This window comes from Larkinella harenae, from assembly GCF_054780515.1.
Genome location: NZ_BAAGWE010000001.1, coordinates 2,127,827 through 2,144,780 on the forward strand (window position 1 = coordinate 2,127,827; position 16,954 = coordinate 2,144,780).

A 16,954-nucleotide genomic window follows, 5' to 3' on the forward strand; every position below is an offset into this window, starting at 1 on the left:
AAGCGTTGGTTCAGGCAATGGGTCGTCCACCCGTTGCGCCGTAGATCATGCCCGTGATGTAGCTGGCTTCCTGCGAAGCGAGCAGCACGAAAATGGGAGCCAGTTCGATCGGCTGGGCTGCCCGTTCGAGCAGGGAGTCTTCCCCGAAACTTTTGGTTTTCTCGTCCGGCATGGTCGACGGAATCAACGGGGTCCAGACGGGGCCGGGTGCCACGGCATTCACCCGCACGCCCACTTCCATGGCTTCTTTGGCCAGGGATTTGGTGATGTTGGCAATCGCGGCCTTGGTGGCGGCATAGGCCAGCAGGCTCGGCTCGGGCTGGTAGGCCTGAATAGACGTGGTGTTGATGATCGAACTGCCCGGTTTCATGCGGGGCAGGGCCGCCTTGCACAAATAAAACAGAGCGAACACATTCGTCCGGAACGTCTGATCGAATTCTTCGGTACTAATATCCAGAAAAGAATCGTGGCTCATCTGAAAAGCCGCGTTGTTGACCAGAATGTCTAACCCACCCAAGTCATCGAAAGTCCGCTGCACCAATTCCTGGCAATGGCTTTCTTCTTGAATATCGCCCCGAACAGCAACCGCTTTCCGGCCTGCTTCTTCCACCAGCCGCACGGTTTCTCGTGCATCCTGGTCTTCGCTCAGGTAAGAAATCAGTACGTCGGCTCCTTCGCGGGCAAACGCCAGTGCTACGGCCCGTCCGATCCCGCTGTCACCGCCGGTGATGAGGGCTTTCCGGCCGGTCAGTTTGCCACTGCCCCGGTACGACGTTTCGCCGTGGTCGGCCTGGGGAGTCATTTGGGTGTCCGTGCCGGGATGGTCCTGCGACGGTTGTTCGTAAGGTGGTCTGGGGTATTGATGACGGGGATCCTGAATCGATTGCATAAAAGGATTGGTACAAATGATAAAATGAATTTGAATACAAAAACTCGTCCTGACCCGCCGGTTTGGAGCGGGCGGTTTTTAAGCAGCAATTAGTCTGATGCAGACTTTTGGCTGGGCTCCTGCATGGAACCCATATTTTCAGCGGCCATACTGTCTGGTATGAAGTTGCTGGCCGCGACCTGGGCTTTATTTTTGAAACCCGAAATGACCTTGCTGTCGCCGTCCATCAGGGCTTTGTAGCCATCCTGGGCAACCTGTGCGGGATCGGCCAGGCTGCCTTCCTGCACTATTTTGGACGATTCCATACTGGCTTTGTGAAAAAAGTCCGTATCCGTCGGGCCGGGCAACAGCGCCGTAATCGTCACCTCCGACTCTTTTACCTCATTCCGAATCGCTTCGGTGAAGGAAAGCACAAAAGCTTTGGTGGCATGGTAAACGGCCTGCCAGGGACCGGGGATTTTGCCCGCCACAGAGGCTACATTCAGGATTTTTCCGTGGTTGTGGGCTACCATTTCCTTAAGGAAAAACTTAGTCAGTGCCACGTAAGCGCTGATATTCAATTGAATAATATCAAGTTCCCGATCCAGGTCCGTGTCCACAAACAAACCGTATTCGCCCTGCCCGGCATTATTGACGAGCACATCGAGGGTGATGCCTTTGCTCTGCACGGTTTGGTATACTTCGCGGGCTGCTTCCCGCTGGCTCAGATCCTGAGCAACAGGGATTACATCAACGCCGAACTGCTGCCGAAGTTCAGCCGATGTGCGGTCTAGCTCCCCCGTGTCTCGGGCCACAATGACGAGATTATACTGGTCCTGGGCCAGTAGCCTGGCTAATTCATACCCGATACCACTAGTGGCGCCCGTAACGAGCGCATATTGCTGTTGCGCAGAAGACATAGCCTTTGGGATTAATTCGTTGTAAGCAATTCAGATTTCAGGTCCATCGGAAGCGGTCGATCTCCTTGGATTTACACGGAAGCTGCTTCCAGGATTGTTATTACTTTACCCGTTCCGGACGCCATTGGATTTATTTTTTTGCTGATAATGAGGATTTGGCCCCTGTTTTTTGGCCTTGGCGGTTTTTTAAACAATACCGCTACATGCAGGTTTCTCCACTACCTCGCCAAAGCGGTTTTGGTTGGCATTTGGCGAGTTTTCTCCGTATTGACTGATTTCCAAAACGTCCATTGTTGTCATTTGATCTTCACATGATTTTCCACCAAAATCCTTTTCGGTCGTTCTGGTGGGCTGGTTACGAATGCACCGACCAGCTCAACTGCTACGGAAACCGGGTTGATTTTTTGTCGTTAACCGGCCATCTGCATTTGTTGCAGGAAGATTACCACCAACTCAGCCGCTTTCACATTCGGACGGTCCGGGAAGGAATTCGGTGGAGTCAGGTAGAGAAAACCGCTTACCAGTACGACTGGAGCGTGGTCGAAACCATGCTGGTGACGGGACGCAGAGCCGGGATACAGCAGGTCTGGGATCTTTGTCACTTCGGGTACCCCGACGACCTGACGCCCCTTCATCCCATGTTTGCCCGACGGTTTGCGGCCTTATGCCGGGCCTTTGTTCGGTTTTATCGCGACCGGTATCCCGACGATGCGCTCATTGTTACGCCCATCAACGAAGTCAATTTTATTGCCTGGCTAGGGGGCGATGTGCGCGGGACGTCGCCTTACTGCGTCAATCAGGGCTGGGAGGTTAAACGGGGGCTGATGCGTGCCTACATTGAAGGCGTAGCCGCCATGCGTGAACTGGACCCCATGATTCGGATTCTGACAACGGAACCGCTGGTGCAGGTGGTGCCTCCGCTGCATGCCACGGAAGAGCAGATTGTGAATGCCGCCTTAGCAGACGAAAATCAATTTCAGGCAGTAGACATGCTGGCGGGCTATCTTGCGCCAGAGCTGGGGGGCTCACCCGACTACCTGGATATCCTGGGATTCAATTACTACTACAACAATCAATGGATCGAGAGTGACGGTACATTTCTGGGTTGGAATGACCCGGTTCCTGATCCGCGCTGGGTGTCACTCCAGAAATTGTTGTTTAAAGCCTACCGGCGTTATCACCGGCCCATCGTATTGAGCGAAACCAGCCACCCCGGCATCGACAGGCCACTTTGGATCGATATGGTGGGCGGGGAATGTGCCGCCGTGCTGGCGGCTGGGTTGCCGCTTTGGGGCGTTTGTTTATACCCGATCATCGACCGCCCCGACTGGGATCATCCCGACCAGTGGCACCAGGCCGGACTTTGGGACGCCGACGTATCAACCAATCCGCCCGGGCGGGTGCTGTACGAACCGTATGCCCGGGCGCTGGTCCGGGCGCAGGAGTTGGTGAGCCTGACCTGTGAGATGATTCAGGGTGGGAAAACGGATTTCAAAACCAGCTTTTTTCGTACTTACTAAGTGGGTTTGGCTTGGGCGAGGGCCGTCAGATAAGCCCCGTGGATGTGCCAGATCAGGCTATTGAGTGGTCTCCTAAATGGGTCTGTAGCAGGCAAACCCGCCAGCGCAGCCATCTGTTCGGCAAAAGGCGTTGAAACAAGGCAACGGACCTGTGAAACAGGTTCCTGGCCCAACGCTTTCTACGGTATTGGCCGAATCCTCATTGTTTGGGTGGATGCTTGTCCGTTCTTTTCACCGGTTAGGTTTTAACCTAATACTAACGAAAAGCATTATGGGCGTAGGAATTGAAATGATCATACTAGCGATTCTGCTGGTGGGGGGCGGTTTTTTCATCTACTGGATCGCCTTCCGGGGCCCTTCCCGAATTCGGTTTGTTGATTTCACCAAGCCGGGTATGCGGCCACGTCGCCTGGCCGTTCTGAGTGCGCTTCTCTTTCTGCTGATTGTGGTAGCGCTTACGTTCGAATTCTGTAGCGAGCAGCAGCATCGAATGGACAAAAATACGTATAAGGATAATTCGCTGGATAACGTTGGCAAAGGCGAGAATGAACCCGGTGCCGACGACCAATCGAAGTAAAAATTCGGGGGCCGTTGCCTCATTCCGAAAAACCGATAGCGACCGTCGCGGCTTCTAGGGTTACGTGTATGAGTGATAACCCTAACAACGCAGAAGGATGAGTTTAGTCAATAAACTGCTCGAATCTCCGACGCATATCTCTTTTTTATCCGGAGCTAGCAACTACAGCTGGCTGTATTTTATAGACGGAAAAAAAGAACTGATCAGTAAACCCCTGAGTTTTTTTGAATCCCGGTTAAGTCAGTTTGTTCGCATTCACAAAACGGCTCTGATTAATCCGCGCTACGTGATCGACTGGCAGGCTCCTCCCAGGTCCAAGATGGCCGGATCGGTCCGCATGCGGTGTGGGATGGTTTTGCCCGTGGGGCGTCGGCGCTGGCCCCAAATTGTCGGCCTGTTACCCAAAGCCAATGCCGAAACGGACGTGCTTTCAGAGGTGAAAATTGACCGGGCTGTGGTCTTCGTTTCCGACAGTCAGACGCGGGCAACCTGGGTACAGCAATCTTTCGAAGGTGAGTACAGCGACTGTCTGGTTAATCATCTCAACCGGGGACGGCTTCTGCCGACGATATTGCATCAAATCCCCGACACGGAACTACCGGCCTTGATTTTACTGGATGCCTGTTCTTCCGTAGCTGACCGGCTTTCGACGCTTCAATTGTTGAAAGAAACGCCCCGGACGGCTTCCATCCCGACGTTGTTGCTGATTTCGGGGCAGGCACCGGAAGCGCTTGAACTGGCTTATGCCGGACATGCCAACTCCGTGATTCCTGTTTCTGAAGACTACGCAGCATTTACCAAAACGATTCATCAACTCGGGAAATTCTGGTTTCATCGGGCGGCTTTACCAGCCCGAGCCTGATTTTCTCCAGGCATAAATCACCATTCGGATGCTCCTGACCTGCCGAAATTGATTTCAGTTTTGGAAGGAGCAAGTATGCTTACTGATTAATACGTATAGAAAGTTACCAATTTTACCAATCAAGCTGGTATGAGCAGAGGATATGCCAATCGAAATCGTGAGCTTAAGAATGCTCGAATTCTGGTTGTAGAAGACAATCCAGACCAAAGTTTGCTCATCCGGAACGCTATTCAGCAGAATTTTCCGGGTGCGCACATTAGTCAGGTAAACAACCCGGAGCAAGCCCTGAAGTACCTGAAAGCGGCCGAAGACTGTATCCAGGATATTCCGCAATTGATCATTCTGGATTTATATTTACCGGAACGGGAAAATGGATGGGCTGCCCTGGAATCAATCCGGAAATTGCCCGGTGTACTTGGCCTGATTCCAATCGTAATGCTGAGCTCTTCCGATTTTCCCGATGATATCCGTGAAGCGTACGAGCGGGGGAGCTCCTGTTACCTGGTAAAACCTCTGCTGCTTGATCAATGGCAGGAAAGTTTCAAGGTGTTGCGGGAATACTGGTGGGACACCGTTAGTTTGCCATCAGCGCGCTACCATGTTTTCTAAGATTATGCCGCCACCGGATAAATTCCTTTATAATTTGAAAAACCGATAGGCCATTCGACCAACTTAGCCAAAAAATCCGGAGCTCCAGAGCTCCGGATTTTTTGCGAATGGACAGACGGCGTAGCTTTCGTTGCGTGACAAAAGATGCTCCTGGACGACGGAAAGCCGGATTATACTTTCCCTTTATGGTCCCAGTGGTCTTTGATAATGGCACCGGTTTCATCCCTGAGCAGGCGTCGTGTGAATTGATCACCCCGAATCATACCCCGTTCGTTGGCCTTGCCAATGTACATCAAAACCGGATTTCCGTCTTCATCGGTTTTCAGGGCCACATCGTATCGGCTGAATTTGAAGGTAACCAGCTGCGAGGGGGCGTATTTTTTATTGAGCTGCTTCATCAGGCTATCACCAATTTTCATAGGTTCTATCGGGATTGTTGATACGGGGCGTTGTTCCGCCGAAACTTCTACTAACAGAAGGACGGTTTTGGTAGAATGGTTTTACCAGGAGCTGCCGAAATGAGGTAGCGGCCAACCGGCCAAATCCTCACTCCTTCGCGTTGTTGGAAGACCAACCGAACGAAAAGCAGGTTAAGCCAAACAGGTGATGAACCGTACGTGGTAACCTGTCAGTATGAGCGAAATTCGAATCAATACCTGGAATGAGTTAATAGAATGTTTGTATGAAGATGCCTGGGAGCCTGCCCTCAACCGATTTCGTTCGCCGTTTGCTTTTCGGGGGCTGGCCGATGCTAACTTCAAGCTCAGTACCTCCCTGATGCGCTTAGGTGTTGACCATGACCGACTGGAAGGCCACCTGCTCCGAAATTTTAAGAAATATGCCTACCGGGTAGCCTTGGAAAAGGATTCATTTTGGTACTGGCTATCAGTCGCGCAGCATCACGGTTTACCGACCCGGTTGATGGATTGGACATTTTCGCCTTACGTTGCCTTGCATTTTGCAACGGCTTGCCTCGATCGCTATCACCAGGATGGGGCCATCTGGTGCGTCAATTATAAGAAGGTTCATACCCATTTACCAACCCATCTGATTGAGGAATTAATCCGGGAAGGGGCCGATGTATTCACGGTGGAGATGCTGCACTGCATTACATCGCTGGCGCAGTTGGATGAATTGTCGGACCCGGTTTGTGCACTGTTTTTTGAGCCACCCTCGATGGATGAGCGCATTATCAATCAATACGCGCTGTTTTCGGTGGTTTCTTCCCCAACGCTGGGCCTGGATGAATGGCTGCTGCGGCATCCGGACAGTTACCGAAAAATTATAATCCCCCATACATTGAAGTGGGAAATCCGGGATAAACTGGACCAGGCCAATATCAATGAGCGGGTGCTTTTTCCGGGGCTTGACGGACTAAGCCGCTGGTTGCGTCGGCAATATTTTCCCCTGCCAGCCAGCAGACTTAACCAACCATGATCGAAAATGGTTGGATACTAGCTGATCACAACCATCAAATTGCCTTGTGATTTCTCAGTTCTCAAACGTTAGACTATGAAAAAAGGATGGATTATTGCGTTAACACTTCTCCTGATCGGATGCATTGGCGCGTATGTCTGGTACAGTCGTCTGAAAAGTAAGGCCGAAAACGAAGGCGGAGCTTTTAACAACACCCTCAAACCTCGGCTGGAGATGAGCGCCCTCGAAATAACGGATATCGACGACGACCGGATTAAGATGAATGTCAAGCTGTTGATTGATAATCCGCTACCGGTTGGCTTTAAGGCAAGCCGGCTCAATTACACCATTTTGATGGCCAACACGCCCATTATTGAAGATGCTTACGAAAAACCGATAGAAGTCAAATCGGGCGACAGCACCTGGGTGACGCTACCGATGGAGGTAATGAACAAAAAACTTCTGGCGGTGCTTAAAACATTGGACCAAAAAGACATTGATAGTACGACGTATACGGTGCGTAGTTCGTTTGATCTGGATGTGCCGATTCTGGGCGAGCGCACCTTTACCCAGACCATTACCCGCCGTTTGCCTACATTTTACCTGCCCGAAATTAAGGTTGAAGACCTGGATTTTGGAAAGCTGGGCCTGAAGCGGACCGACGTGTCCGCGAAAGTAAGTATCACCAACAAAAACCGGTTTTCGTTTAGCTTCGCGGACACACGTTATACGGTTTCTATCGACGGGAAAGAAATTGCGGAAGGCCATCAGCCGGAGCCCATTCAGATTAAAAAGCAGGGCACGACGCCGGTCGTTTTTCCACTGACGATGCGGCCTGGTAATACCCTGGAACTGCTGCCCAAAATGCTGTTTGATAAAAAAGATACGCCTTTTCAGGTCACGTTCCGGTGTAAAATTATCGATAAAGAAGGGCGTCCGTCGTTTCATAACAGCAAAATGATGACGGTTGCCCGTGGCACACTGGCCGACTTAAAAAAAGATTGATAAGCCCAGGAGCGTGCAGCGGCCATTCGTTCGAAAAAGGGGGGTCGGTCCAAATACTCATTTGGGCAGAACCATCTTAATCCCACCGTCCAATTCGCAGTTCTATCCATGCTTAGTGGTAACCTTCTTACACCATGGAAAATAGGAGCGATTTGCTGTATCCGTTGATCGGGCTGCTGCTGGCGGCCACGTTGCTGATCATTTTTACCGAGGGAAAGAGGAAAAAAAACGGTAGCAAGAAAGCCGATAAGAAGCGAAAAAAAGCGCATCAGAGTCACTAACTGACCGGATTTTGGCCCCTGTTTATGGAGATAGCCGTATGGAGAAAACCGCCAAAACCGGGTTGCGCTGACCAGTAAATCGACCGCATTGGCTGGCCTGTACCGAAACCTCATTTTCCAGAGCCTACTTCTTACTTAGCGCTTCTTGGTAGCGTTCTTCTTGCAATCAACCATTTTAAAAGCCAGTATCATTATGTTTTATCACGACAAAAAGTTGCAGTACAAAGTGCGGGTCGAGAAGCCAGACCCAACTTTTGCCCGGGCACTTCAGCAAGCCATTGGGGGAGTTGAAGGCGAAATTCGGGTGTGTTTGCAATATCTCTTCCAGGCTTGGAACTCCCGCGGACCGGTTCGCTACCGCGATATGCTGCTGGATACCGGAACGGAGGAAATCTCGCATATTGAGATGCTGGCTACGGCCGTTGCGCTGAATCTGGAAGGCGCTTCCAACGACGTGATCGATGATTTGGTGGGTAAGAATCCTCTGGTGGAAGCCATCATGGGCGGTATGGACCCCCGGCAATACCTTTCGGGCGGATTGGGAGCTATGGCTGCCGATGCCAACGGGGTGCCTTTCAATGGTTCCTGGGTGATCAGTTCGGGCAATACAGCCGCCGATATGTACGCCAATGTGATGGCTGAGTCGACGGGGCGGTTGCTGGCTACGCGCCTTTATGAACTGACGAATGATGCCGGTATGAAAGACATGTTGGCTTTTCTGATCGCCCGCGATACCATGCACCAGAATCAGTGGCTGGCGGTGCTGGAAGAACTTGGTCATGGCGACCTGCGTACGGTTCATCCCATTCCCAACAGTTTTCCGCAAGCCAATGAGCATCAGGAGTTCAGTTACGTATTCATGAACACCAACCTGGATAAAGAAGCGTCCGTAGGGCAAAATCGGCGCTGGACCGCGGGAACGTCTGTGGATGGTCGGTCGACTTTCCGGGAAGAACCTGCCCGACCTTTTGGCAATGAACCCGTGCTGGGGCCGCCCATGCCGAGTGCTTATGCCCAAACGGAGCAGATGACGAAGGCGAATGAGAAACAGTAAGCCATCCGGAAGCGGTTAATCTGGGGTTTCTGTTCGACCGTAAATGGCAAAAACAATCTCCCGGGATTCCCCGGGAGATTGTTTTTGATAGGAGCAAAACCGTCGGAAAAACGATAGATGAATGCTGTTTGATTGCTTGGTTTACTGGCAATTGTCTGATTATGAATTTATTATTGGAATAGTTGCCCGATTTGTTATCCATTGAGTCGCTGCCGTTAAAGGTCATGATTAGAAAGGTTTTTGCGTCCGGCTACAAGGACATGGGCTTACCTATCTTGAACCTGTTGATCTTATCCGGATTTTTTCTTGACTAAGTGATAGAATATAGCTTACCTTTCGGAAAGTATTGGTTTTCAATTGAGCTTTATTTGCCCCTCTTGTACAGAGCTGACGGCTAAGAACTCCAAAACCGTCGATCATGAAGTTTTTTATCCCTTTTATTACCGAAGAGGTCCAACTCAAACGAATTTATAAACGCATTGTCGATCATTTGGGGAAACTGGGCTATGAACCCTTGGTGGATCGGATTTATCAAGTTGATTATTTTCAAGATGAGACCTTGGTGACTGAAGCGGTCGGTCGGGTGTCGGCGACGAGCAGTGAAGTGGTGATGGCCATCTTCAAAAACGACAGCGGATACTTAATCTGTTCGTACAGCCGTGGTGTTGCTTCGGGGCATCCCATTATTTCTGATTATAAGCACGTACAATCGGTCATTGAGTTTGCGCCAGACGGTGAGAATTAATGGCTTGCCCTTGTAAAACGACCTATTTCAAACCATGCGCCTATTGGCAGAATGACCTGTTTTTTTGGTGGAAAGGCCGAAATACGGATAGCTGACCACTTGCAGGGAGTTGAGGGGGAAATGGGCTGAAAGGTATGTCCTAATAAAAACTATAGGCCAGATTAGCTGGCGAGAATACTCAGAAAAGCCCGTAAAACGGGCTTTTTGCGTTAGTTTGTGCACTCGTTTGATTTGAATGAAAGTCGAATTTCCTTTTTGAGGGAGGGGAAAGGAAGGGCGTAAAAACGATGGGCTAGTTCAACAAACGGACAGTTAGTTGACTATAGTTTGATTGGCATTCATTTTGTATGATTAAATTAACATTTACTCTAAGCCTATATGAAAAAGCTACTCTTGCTGTTTTTTTCTGTTACGTTGCAGATGGGCTGCAAACGGAACGTTGAACTGAACGAGCCTGACGCTGCAACGATTGTAGCCGGTACTTATCAATTGATCAAAGTAACGGGGCCTATGAACCCAGATGCGGCTTTGGAGTATTATAAACCTTCATCTTCTCTTTTCGTCACAAAAATTAACCCAACTTCCGCTAAGGCAACGTATACGACACCTTCCGGCAATAGCCCTTTCAGTGAAACCTGGACTTTGGCCAAAGTAGCCAATGACACGGTTAAGATCAAAAGTCAAATCAGTTTTACTGAGCAGTATCAGAATGGGACGATTGTGGTTGGGTTAGCTGATGCAACTTTGTATTTATGGTTTGAGTAACTGAAGTAATCTTTGATTAGGTTAACTTCCTGTATCGGACATTTTATAGACTGGGATATTCAACCTAATATTATTATGCATTTTTTATATACTTATACTATTAGGTATTATATGTCGTTATAGTTTACATCTCAAACTCATTATCCGTATCAATCATGAGAAAGTCATTACCTATCGTAGCCAATTTACTTGTGTTATTTCTTTCAAGCTGTGATATAAATAATGATCGATTTGTTAGGTTAGACTTACAGTTAATTTCACCAAATGGAGTTAGAATCGCTAAATAGGTTGCAGAAATAGAGCAAATAGCCCATCTGTTAATGGAAGATAAGCATGGGGTTGGCACAGTCATTACAATTACCAAAGTTGATTACAAAAAATTGCGTTCATCCCCCAGAAACAGCTTTGCTGCAACCATTCATTACAAAACGGCAACAGGTCAGCAAGATGAGTTTGATTTCTATGGAGGTAGACCGCTGATAGCAAACTGAGGTTTAAGGTAATCCTATTTAAGTCAGCCAGGTACCTATTTCCATAAGTTTACGCCATAGAGAATACTAAGCTCTTTGCGCTCCTTTTTGTATTTGTTGAAAGCCAAAGGATCATCTAAGTCTAATTTCTGGCCATCACAGTAATATTGATGCTGATTGGTAGAGCTAGAAAGACCGTTTTGCACCTCGATAACTGTTTTCGCTTCATATTCATAAACAAGTATTCCATTGATTGCTGGTCCCCCAATAAATAATTTAAACTGATCATTGAGCCATTGTATGTTATTAATAGGATCTTTGATACCGCACAATGTCTGTTGGCTAGGCTCTATTTCGGCCTTGGATCTGCATTGTACTGTGGCCAGCACGATGATCAATAACAGTGATAAGCGAAGTGTAGAGCTTTTCATATGCAACGTAAGGGATTTAGTATTTTCAGGGAAGACCTCCTAAAGTATTGAAAGGTTGTGATTGTGAGTTTAAAAACTGGACGATTATTATAATGTGTTAGAGATCCATTTCCTAACTTTCCAATCGGTTAGTAGTCCTGGTTAATAGAAAGCGAGTAGCTACCTTAATAAACAACTACTCGTATGAACCAAACCTTAATTCATGGCCATCTCGAGGAATTGGAATGGGTGGTTTCAAAAGGTTTTCACCTGAGGCATCATCCCTTCAAAGCTTTTCCCGCTTCTCTAATCGCGGATGCAATTACCCTAATCCGCATCTATCAACGATTGGATAGGAGAGAAAAAGTGGACGGAAATAAACCATCTAGGTAATTCGCTCGTTATACGTATAAAGTATCACGTTAATCTCGCCACTCATCCCTAATTAGTTCACGCTGAGTCCCTTTCCCGCTTCTGTAATCTAAGCTGCTGGTCGAGCTACTCGTTTAATCCGGTAGAAAATGCACCAATTTGATTATGAAAGATACAGTCGCGCCTGTCGAACGTTTCAAGAAAGTTGTATGAAGTTGAATGAGCGCATACAAGCCCAGCAATTGATCAATACGCAAATTTCTGATCGGCTTCAACAGCTCATCGATAAGAGACAACTCATTCTAGAGAGGATGAAGAACTTGATGCCTTAACTTCTTTGGCTTTATCATAAATCGACCCACCCGTGCTTTTACTTTTTTCCCTTTTACATCCCACTAGTCGGGAAGTTCAGTCATTTGTTTTTGGTGCGACACGCCTTGAAATTAGCCTTGATTTTCTTAACTCCTTTGTTCGGAAAGGGTACACACTTGTATCGGCTGTTTTGCAGGAGCTCAATGGGTCTGAAACTGCGTTACCTTTGGAAGCCCTGGATGGCAGACCTGTTTCTGAGGCCATACAACGGTTACAGGAAGAATGGGAGCGTATTCTTCACACCTGCCATGCAATAAATACCCAGCAAGAATTCATCGTTATACCCCCAACAAATATTCAAGTCCATATAGAGGAATTAAAAAGGACTGTGGCTAGAGGCTTCCGATTGAGGCACGATCCACTTAAAAGCTATTCACCTTTCTTTATGGATGATGCCATTGATCTGATCCGTAAATTTCGCGAATTGCACTGTCCATAAAACGTGCTATAAACTGAATATCTTTCAACTAGTCATTTTTTAAAATTTATGCGGCAGTCAGTTGGGGAGAGAATACGAAAAAAGCCCGTAAAAAACGGGCTTTCTGGCTTATTTGAAGCAATAATGGTGCACTCGTAGGGAAATCGTTCATGGTTGATAAACAGTTATATGTATAAAAATCGGAATCGATTAGGAAATTTATTCAAAGCTTTGTGAATTGAATAGGGTAACAGAAATAGCAAAAGCGCCCAAAAGAAATGTCACTTTATGGTTTCAGAACTACTAGAAAATTAGAATAGCTCATGCGAGAAGTTGTCCAAGTGTTCGATGAAAGCTCTTATCTATCTTTACAGGAGGTTTAATTCTAACTTTATAATGACATATAAAGCCCATGCTAATTATTGATTCTGAAAATGCTGATTTCGCTCCTCAATCAATTGAAAAGAGGATCGATTATCTATCCAATGTAACCTTTTTAGATAGTCCAGAGAATGTAAAATCAACTCACATGGCTCATATAGATCTAATTGACACCGAAATAGTTCTTGTAGGTGAAGATCTAGTGGATGAGTTGCGTTGCTTTATTGTTGGGAAAGCCCGTCAACGTCTGGAGCGGTTAAAGGTTGAACGTCATAAACTGACGCATCCCAACTCTTAAAGCTTATTTCATGGAAAGCAACTTTTTGATGCTTCAAAAAAGCGTCTAGGCGAGAAATAGATGCAATCTTAAAAAAAAAAGTATGTTCGGCTTCCCAGTGTTCTACCACTAAGTACGGTTTTGATACCTGAACTATTTGAACTCGGCTTCCAATACCCTCACCGGCTCTATATAACTTTCCACCAGGTATTAATTTTTCAGTTTCAATCGAAATCTTTCCACCTGTTTTAATCCATTTTAAAGTATCAAATCCAGACTGTTTTAAGATAGTGGGCTTGCTAAGTTCAGCTAGAACAGGTTCTATATTAAAGAGATTATCATCATCTCTTCGTTTATTCGTATTCTCAATTAACAATGCATATTTGGCAAGTTCTCGTATCTTTTTTGAAGTATTCTTTTTGTACAAGAATTCATTTGCCGATTTTAAATCAATTGGTTCAGATTTAAATCGAATTATACAAGGCATCTCCATATCTAATTTCCGATTGTGTGAAAATGAGATTTAAATAGTGGTCTTATCAATATTAATCAATCGCTTAACAAAACGTCTGGCTTCTTCTAACTCAGTATCATTTGCTAAATCTCTTGTTAATACTTCATTTAGCCATTTAGGTTTTGATCCACTTGGGATATCTCTGCAAAAGCATTCTAATTCACCAACTTCTACTATATGAAGTCCTTTTCCTTGAAAAGCTTCATTCATTCTGTCAAATGCTTTCCTTGGATCTCCAGTTGGAATAAAGTTTTTTCCCATTTCTTTCGCTTGTGCCCATGGGGAATATTTTTTTAATATAGTTTGTATCTCAGTGACTTTGTTCTCAGGTAATACCTTGGTTGTAATACTATTTAAAATGTCATTTATTTCGCTTTTTATATCAATTGTGTTTCTTTCAGGTTTTTTTTCGTCAATTTTATTTTTAAAAATACTGTAATCTTTTGCCACGCTTTCCCAGTTACCTCCTAAACTTTCAAATATTATTTTTGTTTTTTCCTTATTGCTTAGTAAATCAAAATCTGCAATTGCGTTTACCCTAACTCCTAATTTTTTTAGTGGATTTATAACGTCAGGAATTCGATCTTTACCACCGCAATGGACGAATAAGAAATCAGGAATTGCTTCATCTGAATTAATAATAGAATCGAGCACTGCTGAATAAAACTTACAATCTCCATCACTTTCGCAGACAATCACCCTGGAATGAAAAATTCCATCAAGAATATTGGAATATTTTAGAAGGGGGTTTTTCCATAGTGTTTTTATATCTTCACTATTTAATTCTTTGACTTCGTTTTTTGATCCACTCCTTTGTATTCTAATAATTTTAATTCTATCTGCATTACCGTCAATTAATCCTTTTAAGAGGTCTTCACTGTGAGTTGCTAAAAAGATCTGTTTATTTGAAGGTAAATCTTTTGAAAGCATTTTTCCTAGCAGATATGCTTGGGGCGGGTGTAAAAAAGCCTCTGGTTCATCGATCAGTACAATCTTTGAAAATGTCACGAAGACGCTCAACAGAACACCAACAAATCCACGCATCCCATCGCCTTGATCTTCAATAGTAGGTAATTTGTTTAATTCAGTTAAATAGTCAACAGAAAGTCTATCTTCACCGTCTTTAGGCATAGGTCTATTTCCAACGTGTAAAGGAATTAAAGAACCTGCACCACGGTTAACAATTAAGTCTTGTCCAAAGGCTTGCTTGAAATATTCACTAAATTTTTTTTCTAATGAATCATATTTATATAAATACTGAATTGGATGGATAGGGTTTTCTTTAAGTAGATTAAATGATCCAGGTGAATTAGACAGATGTAACCTGCTTTCTGTAGAAAGGTGTAAGAGGAATATATTTGCCAGTTCATATAAACAATTGCTTGATTCATTCCATCTTATTTCTATTCCTTGTTTATTTATTGAACGATCACCAATTCTAAAATGGTCTAATAAATTAATGTCATTTTTGTAGTTTTCGGAAATGAATTTGAATAATTCTTCAGAAGTTGCTTCTTTGTTTATTTTAACCGATTGAGTGATAATATTAGTTACGTTATTTTGCTTTATTGAATCTGTTATTTCTCTCAGTGTAGCACTTTTTCCTGCATTGTTAGGTCCAACTAGAGCAATAATCTCATTTTTTTTTAATTCGACCGTTGTACCGTCTTTAAATTCAATTTCACTTACTGTAATAGATGGCTCCATGGATAGTGTCTTTATGAATATTACTCTGCACCTGATATGTTTTCTTTTAGACCCAAACTATCTGCTAAATCATAACCATTTTGTGTTATTTTCAATACCTCTTTTTTATAACCTTCATCTTTTATCAATTCAGCGTCAATTAATTCATCAAGAACTTTTAACCAATATGCTTCAGTTCTAGGGTTTCTTTCTTGTATAAACTCAATGTCGTTGGTGTTTATGGATCTTCCTCCGAAGGATGACGTATTAAAGATTATGCCCTTATAATCTTTTGAAGCCTCTAGTAGTAACCTTTTGGCCGAATCAGAAAGGCTGTTTGTTGTGGTGGACGTTTCGACAATTTCAAAAGTCATTTCTCTCTTAAAATAACGCAAAACAGTTAAGGCTAGTTGGCGGCTAAATTTCTCACGTAGTTCTAGAGTTGATTCATACGATTCAGTCAGAGCATCATTCCTAGTCTTTTTTATATATTTATCCAGTGCTTTAGTCTGCTTAGGATTAAGTTCATGCCTGTTAACTTTAGCTTCAGATATATAAATCATTGCTGGTTTGCCAGCATTGGTGTGTTTATCTATTTCTTCTATTGTGCCGCTAATGGCTTTTCCGGTTGGGCTTCCTATACGAGTCCAGAAGACGGCGACAAGCAAGTCTGCATCTTGTAGGATTTGATTGTTAATTACCTCTTGTGGACGACCAAAAGCAGGGCTAGCATGTGTTTCCCAGCCTATAGGCATTAAGATGATCCTTTTGTCTTCAGAATGAACCGCGTTCCATTCATTAATTACTTCTCTAATGAGTGCTCGTTCTTCTGAAACATCACTAGGAGAAGCAATCATTACTTTAAAGACATTTGCTAAGTAGGACATAGAGAATTATTTTTATACTTATTACCTTGATAGGTGTACAATCAATTATAAGTCCGGTATGCAAAAATGAACGCGCCCAGAAGGGCATCACTCTTTACGTTCAAGCTGTTCTTCTTGCTTCTTAATTTTCTCATCCTGCTTCTCCAGTAACCGGCGTTGCATTTCGATTACTTCTTCAGCTTTCATCATTACATAGCCAGCTGGAAGTTCTTGTACAGTCGTTGGCAATGGTGTTTCGATACCTTCAATGAGATAGTTTGTAGTAGTGGAGAGTATTTCGGCGAGTTTGCGAATATCTGACAAAGAAGGCTCAGCTTTATCCTTCTCCCAAGTGCCTATCACGTTACGATGTTTTTTGCCCATCAAACGTGCTAGATCGTCTTGCGACATCTTTTTGCTTTCCCGCAATCTCTTTATTCTATCTCCAAAACTCATTAGTGACAATAAAATGTTCACCAAAAATTTGCGTATACAAATTTTGGATGTGATATTGCACACTTAAAATGTGCATCACCCATTTTGGTGGTACATAAGAGTGCTAAATG

The 16,954-nt window shown here is 45.1% G+C and carries 21 protein-coding genes; 13 read left to right on the plus strand and 8 right to left on the minus strand.

What is annotated here, in order from left to right; translation table 11 throughout:
- Positions 1-10: 10 nt before the first annotated feature.
- Entirely contained in the window at positions 11-889 is an 879-nt protein-coding gene (locus ACYVH9_RS08630) for an SDR family oxidoreductase (protein ID WP_460635898.1), read from the minus strand.
- An 89-nt stretch (positions 890-978) separates the two neighbouring features.
- The gene (locus ACYVH9_RS08635) at positions 979-1,788 is read right to left on the minus strand and encodes an SDR family NAD(P)-dependent oxidoreductase (RefSeq protein ID WP_460635899.1); all 810 of its coding nucleotides are present in this window, start codon (positions 1,786-1,788) and stop codon (positions 979-981) included.
- A 311-nt stretch (positions 1,789-2,099) separates the two neighbouring features.
- Here ACYVH9_RS08635 and ACYVH9_RS08640 point away from each other — a divergent pair, with 311 nt between their 5' ends.
- The 4 genes from ACYVH9_RS08640 (at position 2,100) to ACYVH9_RS08655 (ending at position 5,356) form a co-directional block, all read left to right on the plus strand.
- Entirely contained in the window at positions 2,100-3,308 is a 1,209-nt protein-coding gene (locus tag ACYVH9_RS08640; protein WP_460635900.1) for an amine oxidase, read from the plus strand.
- Positions 3,309-3,579: 271 nt separating this feature from the next.
- Positions 3,580-3,885 carry a hypothetical protein gene (locus ACYVH9_RS08645; protein WP_460635901.1) on the plus strand — a complete coding sequence of 102 codons (306 nt, stop codon included), beginning with the start codon at positions 3,580-3,582 and terminating at the stop codon, positions 3,883-3,885.
- Positions 3,886-3,982: 97 nt separating this feature from the next.
- On the plus strand, positions 3,983-4,747 hold the full coding sequence (locus ACYVH9_RS08650) for a LytTR family transcriptional regulator DNA-binding domain-containing protein (RefSeq protein WP_460635902.1): 765 nt from the start codon (positions 3,983-3,985) through the stop codon (positions 4,745-4,747).
- Positions 4,748-4,876: 129 nt separating this feature from the next.
- On the plus strand, positions 4,877-5,356 hold the full coding sequence (locus ACYVH9_RS08655) for a response regulator (protein ID WP_460635903.1): 480 nt from the start codon (positions 4,877-4,879) through the stop codon (positions 5,354-5,356).
- Positions 5,357-5,526: 170 nt separating this feature from the next.
- On the opposite strand, the gene ACYVH9_RS08660 is transcribed toward ACYVH9_RS08655, so the two are convergent.
- The gene (locus ACYVH9_RS08660) at positions 5,527-5,775 is read right to left on the minus strand and encodes a hypothetical protein (protein WP_460635904.1); all 249 of its coding nucleotides are present in this window, start codon (positions 5,773-5,775) and stop codon (positions 5,527-5,529) included.
- Positions 5,776-5,989: 214 nt separating this feature from the next.
- Here ACYVH9_RS08660 and ACYVH9_RS08665 point away from each other — a divergent pair, with 214 nt between their 5' ends.
- The 7 genes from ACYVH9_RS08665 to ACYVH9_RS08695 all read left to right on the plus strand — a co-directional run bounded on the left by ACYVH9_RS08665 (position 5,990) and on the right by ACYVH9_RS08695 (position 11,113).
- Positions 5,990-6,793: an FRG domain-containing protein gene (locus tag ACYVH9_RS08665; protein WP_460635905.1), complete on the plus strand. Its 804-nt coding sequence runs from the start codon at positions 5,990-5,992 to the stop codon at positions 6,791-6,793.
- A gap of 75 nt (positions 6,794-6,868) precedes the next feature.
- Complete coding sequence (locus ACYVH9_RS08670) at positions 6,869-7,777, plus strand: LEA/WHy family protein (RefSeq protein ID WP_460635906.1); 909 nt, start codon at positions 6,869-6,871, stop codon at positions 7,775-7,777.
- 134 nt (positions 7,778-7,911) lie between these two features.
- Entirely contained in the window at positions 7,912-8,058 is a 147-nt protein-coding gene (locus ACYVH9_RS08675; protein ID WP_460635907.1) for a hypothetical protein, read from the plus strand.
- A gap of 193 nt (positions 8,059-8,251) precedes the next feature.
- A complete protein-coding gene (locus tag ACYVH9_RS08680; protein WP_460635908.1) occupies positions 8,252-9,112 on the plus strand; it encodes a manganese catalase family protein in 861 nt (286 codons plus the stop codon).
- Between the two features lie 418 nt (positions 9,113-9,530).
- Entirely contained in the window at positions 9,531-9,857 is a 327-nt protein-coding gene (locus ACYVH9_RS08685) for a hypothetical protein (protein ID WP_460635909.1), read from the plus strand.
- A gap of 378 nt (positions 9,858-10,235) precedes the next feature.
- On the plus strand, positions 10,236-10,622 hold the full coding sequence (locus ACYVH9_RS08690; RefSeq protein WP_460635910.1) for a hypothetical protein: 387 nt from the start codon (positions 10,236-10,238) through the stop codon (positions 10,620-10,622).
- Positions 10,623-10,942: 320 nt separating this feature from the next.
- The gene (locus ACYVH9_RS08695) at positions 10,943-11,113 is read left to right on the plus strand and encodes a hypothetical protein (RefSeq protein ID WP_460635911.1); all 171 of its coding nucleotides are present in this window, start codon (positions 10,943-10,945) and stop codon (positions 11,111-11,113) included.
- Positions 11,114-11,148: 35 nt separating this feature from the next.
- Here ACYVH9_RS08695 and ACYVH9_RS08700 read toward each other — a convergent pair whose 3' ends face one another.
- Entirely contained in the window at positions 11,149-11,523 is a 375-nt protein-coding gene (locus ACYVH9_RS08700; RefSeq protein ID WP_460635912.1) for a hypothetical protein, read from the minus strand.
- 183 nt (positions 11,524-11,706) lie between these two features.
- Here ACYVH9_RS08700 and ACYVH9_RS08705 point away from each other — a divergent pair, with 183 nt between their 5' ends.
- Complete coding sequence (locus ACYVH9_RS08705) at positions 11,707-11,895, plus strand: hypothetical protein (protein WP_460635913.1); 189 nt, start codon at positions 11,707-11,709, stop codon at positions 11,893-11,895.
- 343 nt (positions 11,896-12,238) lie between these two features.
- On the plus strand, positions 12,239-12,685 hold the full coding sequence (locus tag ACYVH9_RS08710) for a hypothetical protein (protein WP_460635914.1): 447 nt from the start codon (positions 12,239-12,241) through the stop codon (positions 12,683-12,685).
- Positions 12,686-13,266: 581 nt separating this feature from the next.
- On the opposite strand, the gene ACYVH9_RS08715 is transcribed toward ACYVH9_RS08710, so the two are convergent.
- From ACYVH9_RS08715 to ACYVH9_RS08730, 4 genes are all read right to left on the minus strand, one after another.
- Positions 13,267-13,815: a hypothetical protein gene (locus ACYVH9_RS08715; protein WP_460635915.1), complete on the minus strand. Its 549-nt coding sequence runs from the start codon at positions 13,813-13,815 to the stop codon at positions 13,267-13,269.
- Between the two features lie 30 nt (positions 13,816-13,845).
- Positions 13,846-15,543, minus strand: coding sequence for an ATP-dependent nuclease (locus ACYVH9_RS08720; RefSeq protein ID WP_460635916.1), 1,698 nt, complete (start codon positions 15,541-15,543; stop codon positions 13,846-13,848).
- A gap of 20 nt (positions 15,544-15,563) precedes the next feature.
- The gene (locus tag ACYVH9_RS08725) at positions 15,564-16,409 is read right to left on the minus strand and encodes a hypothetical protein (RefSeq protein ID WP_460635917.1); all 846 of its coding nucleotides are present in this window, start codon (positions 16,407-16,409) and stop codon (positions 15,564-15,566) included.
- An 87-nt stretch (positions 16,410-16,496) separates the two neighbouring features.
- Entirely contained in the window at positions 16,497-16,844 is a 348-nt protein-coding gene (locus ACYVH9_RS08730; protein ID WP_460635918.1) for a helix-turn-helix domain-containing protein, read from the minus strand.
- Between the last annotated feature and the right edge of the window lie 110 nt (positions 16,845-16,954).

What these genes read in the sequence shown, in the direction of transcription:
- ACYVH9_RS08630 (WP_460635898.1), bottom strand. Translation starts at nt 889, where the DNA reads ATGCAATCGATTCAGGATCCCCGTCATCAATACCCCAGACCACCTTAC.
- ACYVH9_RS08635 (WP_460635899.1), bottom strand. Translation starts at nt 1,788, where the DNA reads ATGTCTTCTGCGCAACAGCAATATGCGCTCGTTACGGGCGCCACTAGT.
- ACYVH9_RS08640 (WP_460635900.1), top strand. Translation starts at nt 2,100, where the DNA reads ATGATTTTCCACCAAAATCCTTTTCGGTCGTTCTGGTGGGCTGGTTAC.
- ACYVH9_RS08645 (WP_460635901.1), top strand. Translation starts at nt 3,580, where the DNA reads ATGGGCGTAGGAATTGAAATGATCATACTAGCGATTCTGCTGGTGGGG.
- ACYVH9_RS08650 (WP_460635902.1), top strand. Translation starts at nt 3,983, where the DNA reads ATGAGTTTAGTCAATAAACTGCTCGAATCTCCGACGCATATCTCTTTT.
- ACYVH9_RS08655 (WP_460635903.1), top strand. Translation starts at nt 4,877, where the DNA reads ATGAGCAGAGGATATGCCAATCGAAATCGTGAGCTTAAGAATGCTCGA.
- ACYVH9_RS08660 (WP_460635904.1), bottom strand. Translation starts at nt 5,775, where the DNA reads ATGAAAATTGGTGATAGCCTGATGAAGCAGCTCAATAAAAAATACGCC.
- ACYVH9_RS08665 (WP_460635905.1), top strand. Translation starts at nt 5,990, where the DNA reads ATGAGCGAAATTCGAATCAATACCTGGAATGAGTTAATAGAATGTTTG.
- ACYVH9_RS08670 (WP_460635906.1), top strand. Translation starts at nt 6,869, where the DNA reads ATGAAAAAAGGATGGATTATTGCGTTAACACTTCTCCTGATCGGATGC.
- ACYVH9_RS08675 (WP_460635907.1), top strand. Translation starts at nt 7,912, where the DNA reads ATGGAAAATAGGAGCGATTTGCTGTATCCGTTGATCGGGCTGCTGCTG.
- ACYVH9_RS08680 (WP_460635908.1), top strand. Translation starts at nt 8,252, where the DNA reads ATGTTTTATCACGACAAAAAGTTGCAGTACAAAGTGCGGGTCGAGAAG.
- ACYVH9_RS08685 (WP_460635909.1), top strand. Translation starts at nt 9,531, where the DNA reads ATGAAGTTTTTTATCCCTTTTATTACCGAAGAGGTCCAACTCAAACGA.
- ACYVH9_RS08690 (WP_460635910.1), top strand. Translation starts at nt 10,236, where the DNA reads ATGAAAAAGCTACTCTTGCTGTTTTTTTCTGTTACGTTGCAGATGGGC.
- ACYVH9_RS08695 (WP_460635911.1), top strand. Translation starts at nt 10,943, where the DNA reads ATGGAAGATAAGCATGGGGTTGGCACAGTCATTACAATTACCAAAGTT.
- ACYVH9_RS08700 (WP_460635912.1), bottom strand. Translation starts at nt 11,523, where the DNA reads ATGAAAAGCTCTACACTTCGCTTATCACTGTTATTGATCATCGTGCTG.
- ACYVH9_RS08705 (WP_460635913.1), top strand. Translation starts at nt 11,707, where the DNA reads ATGAACCAAACCTTAATTCATGGCCATCTCGAGGAATTGGAATGGGTG.
- ACYVH9_RS08715 (WP_460635915.1), bottom strand. Translation starts at nt 13,815, where the DNA reads ATGGAGATGCCTTGTATAATTCGATTTAAATCTGAACCAATTGATTTA.
- ACYVH9_RS08720 (WP_460635916.1), bottom strand. Translation starts at nt 15,543, where the DNA reads ATGGAGCCATCTATTACAGTAAGTGAAATTGAATTTAAAGACGGTACA.
- ACYVH9_RS08725 (WP_460635917.1), bottom strand. Translation starts at nt 16,409, where the DNA reads ATGTCCTACTTAGCAAATGTCTTTAAAGTAATGATTGCTTCTCCTAGT.
- ACYVH9_RS08730 (WP_460635918.1), bottom strand. Translation starts at nt 16,844, where the DNA reads ATGAGTTTTGGAGATAGAATAAAGAGATTGCGGGAAAGCAAAAAGATG.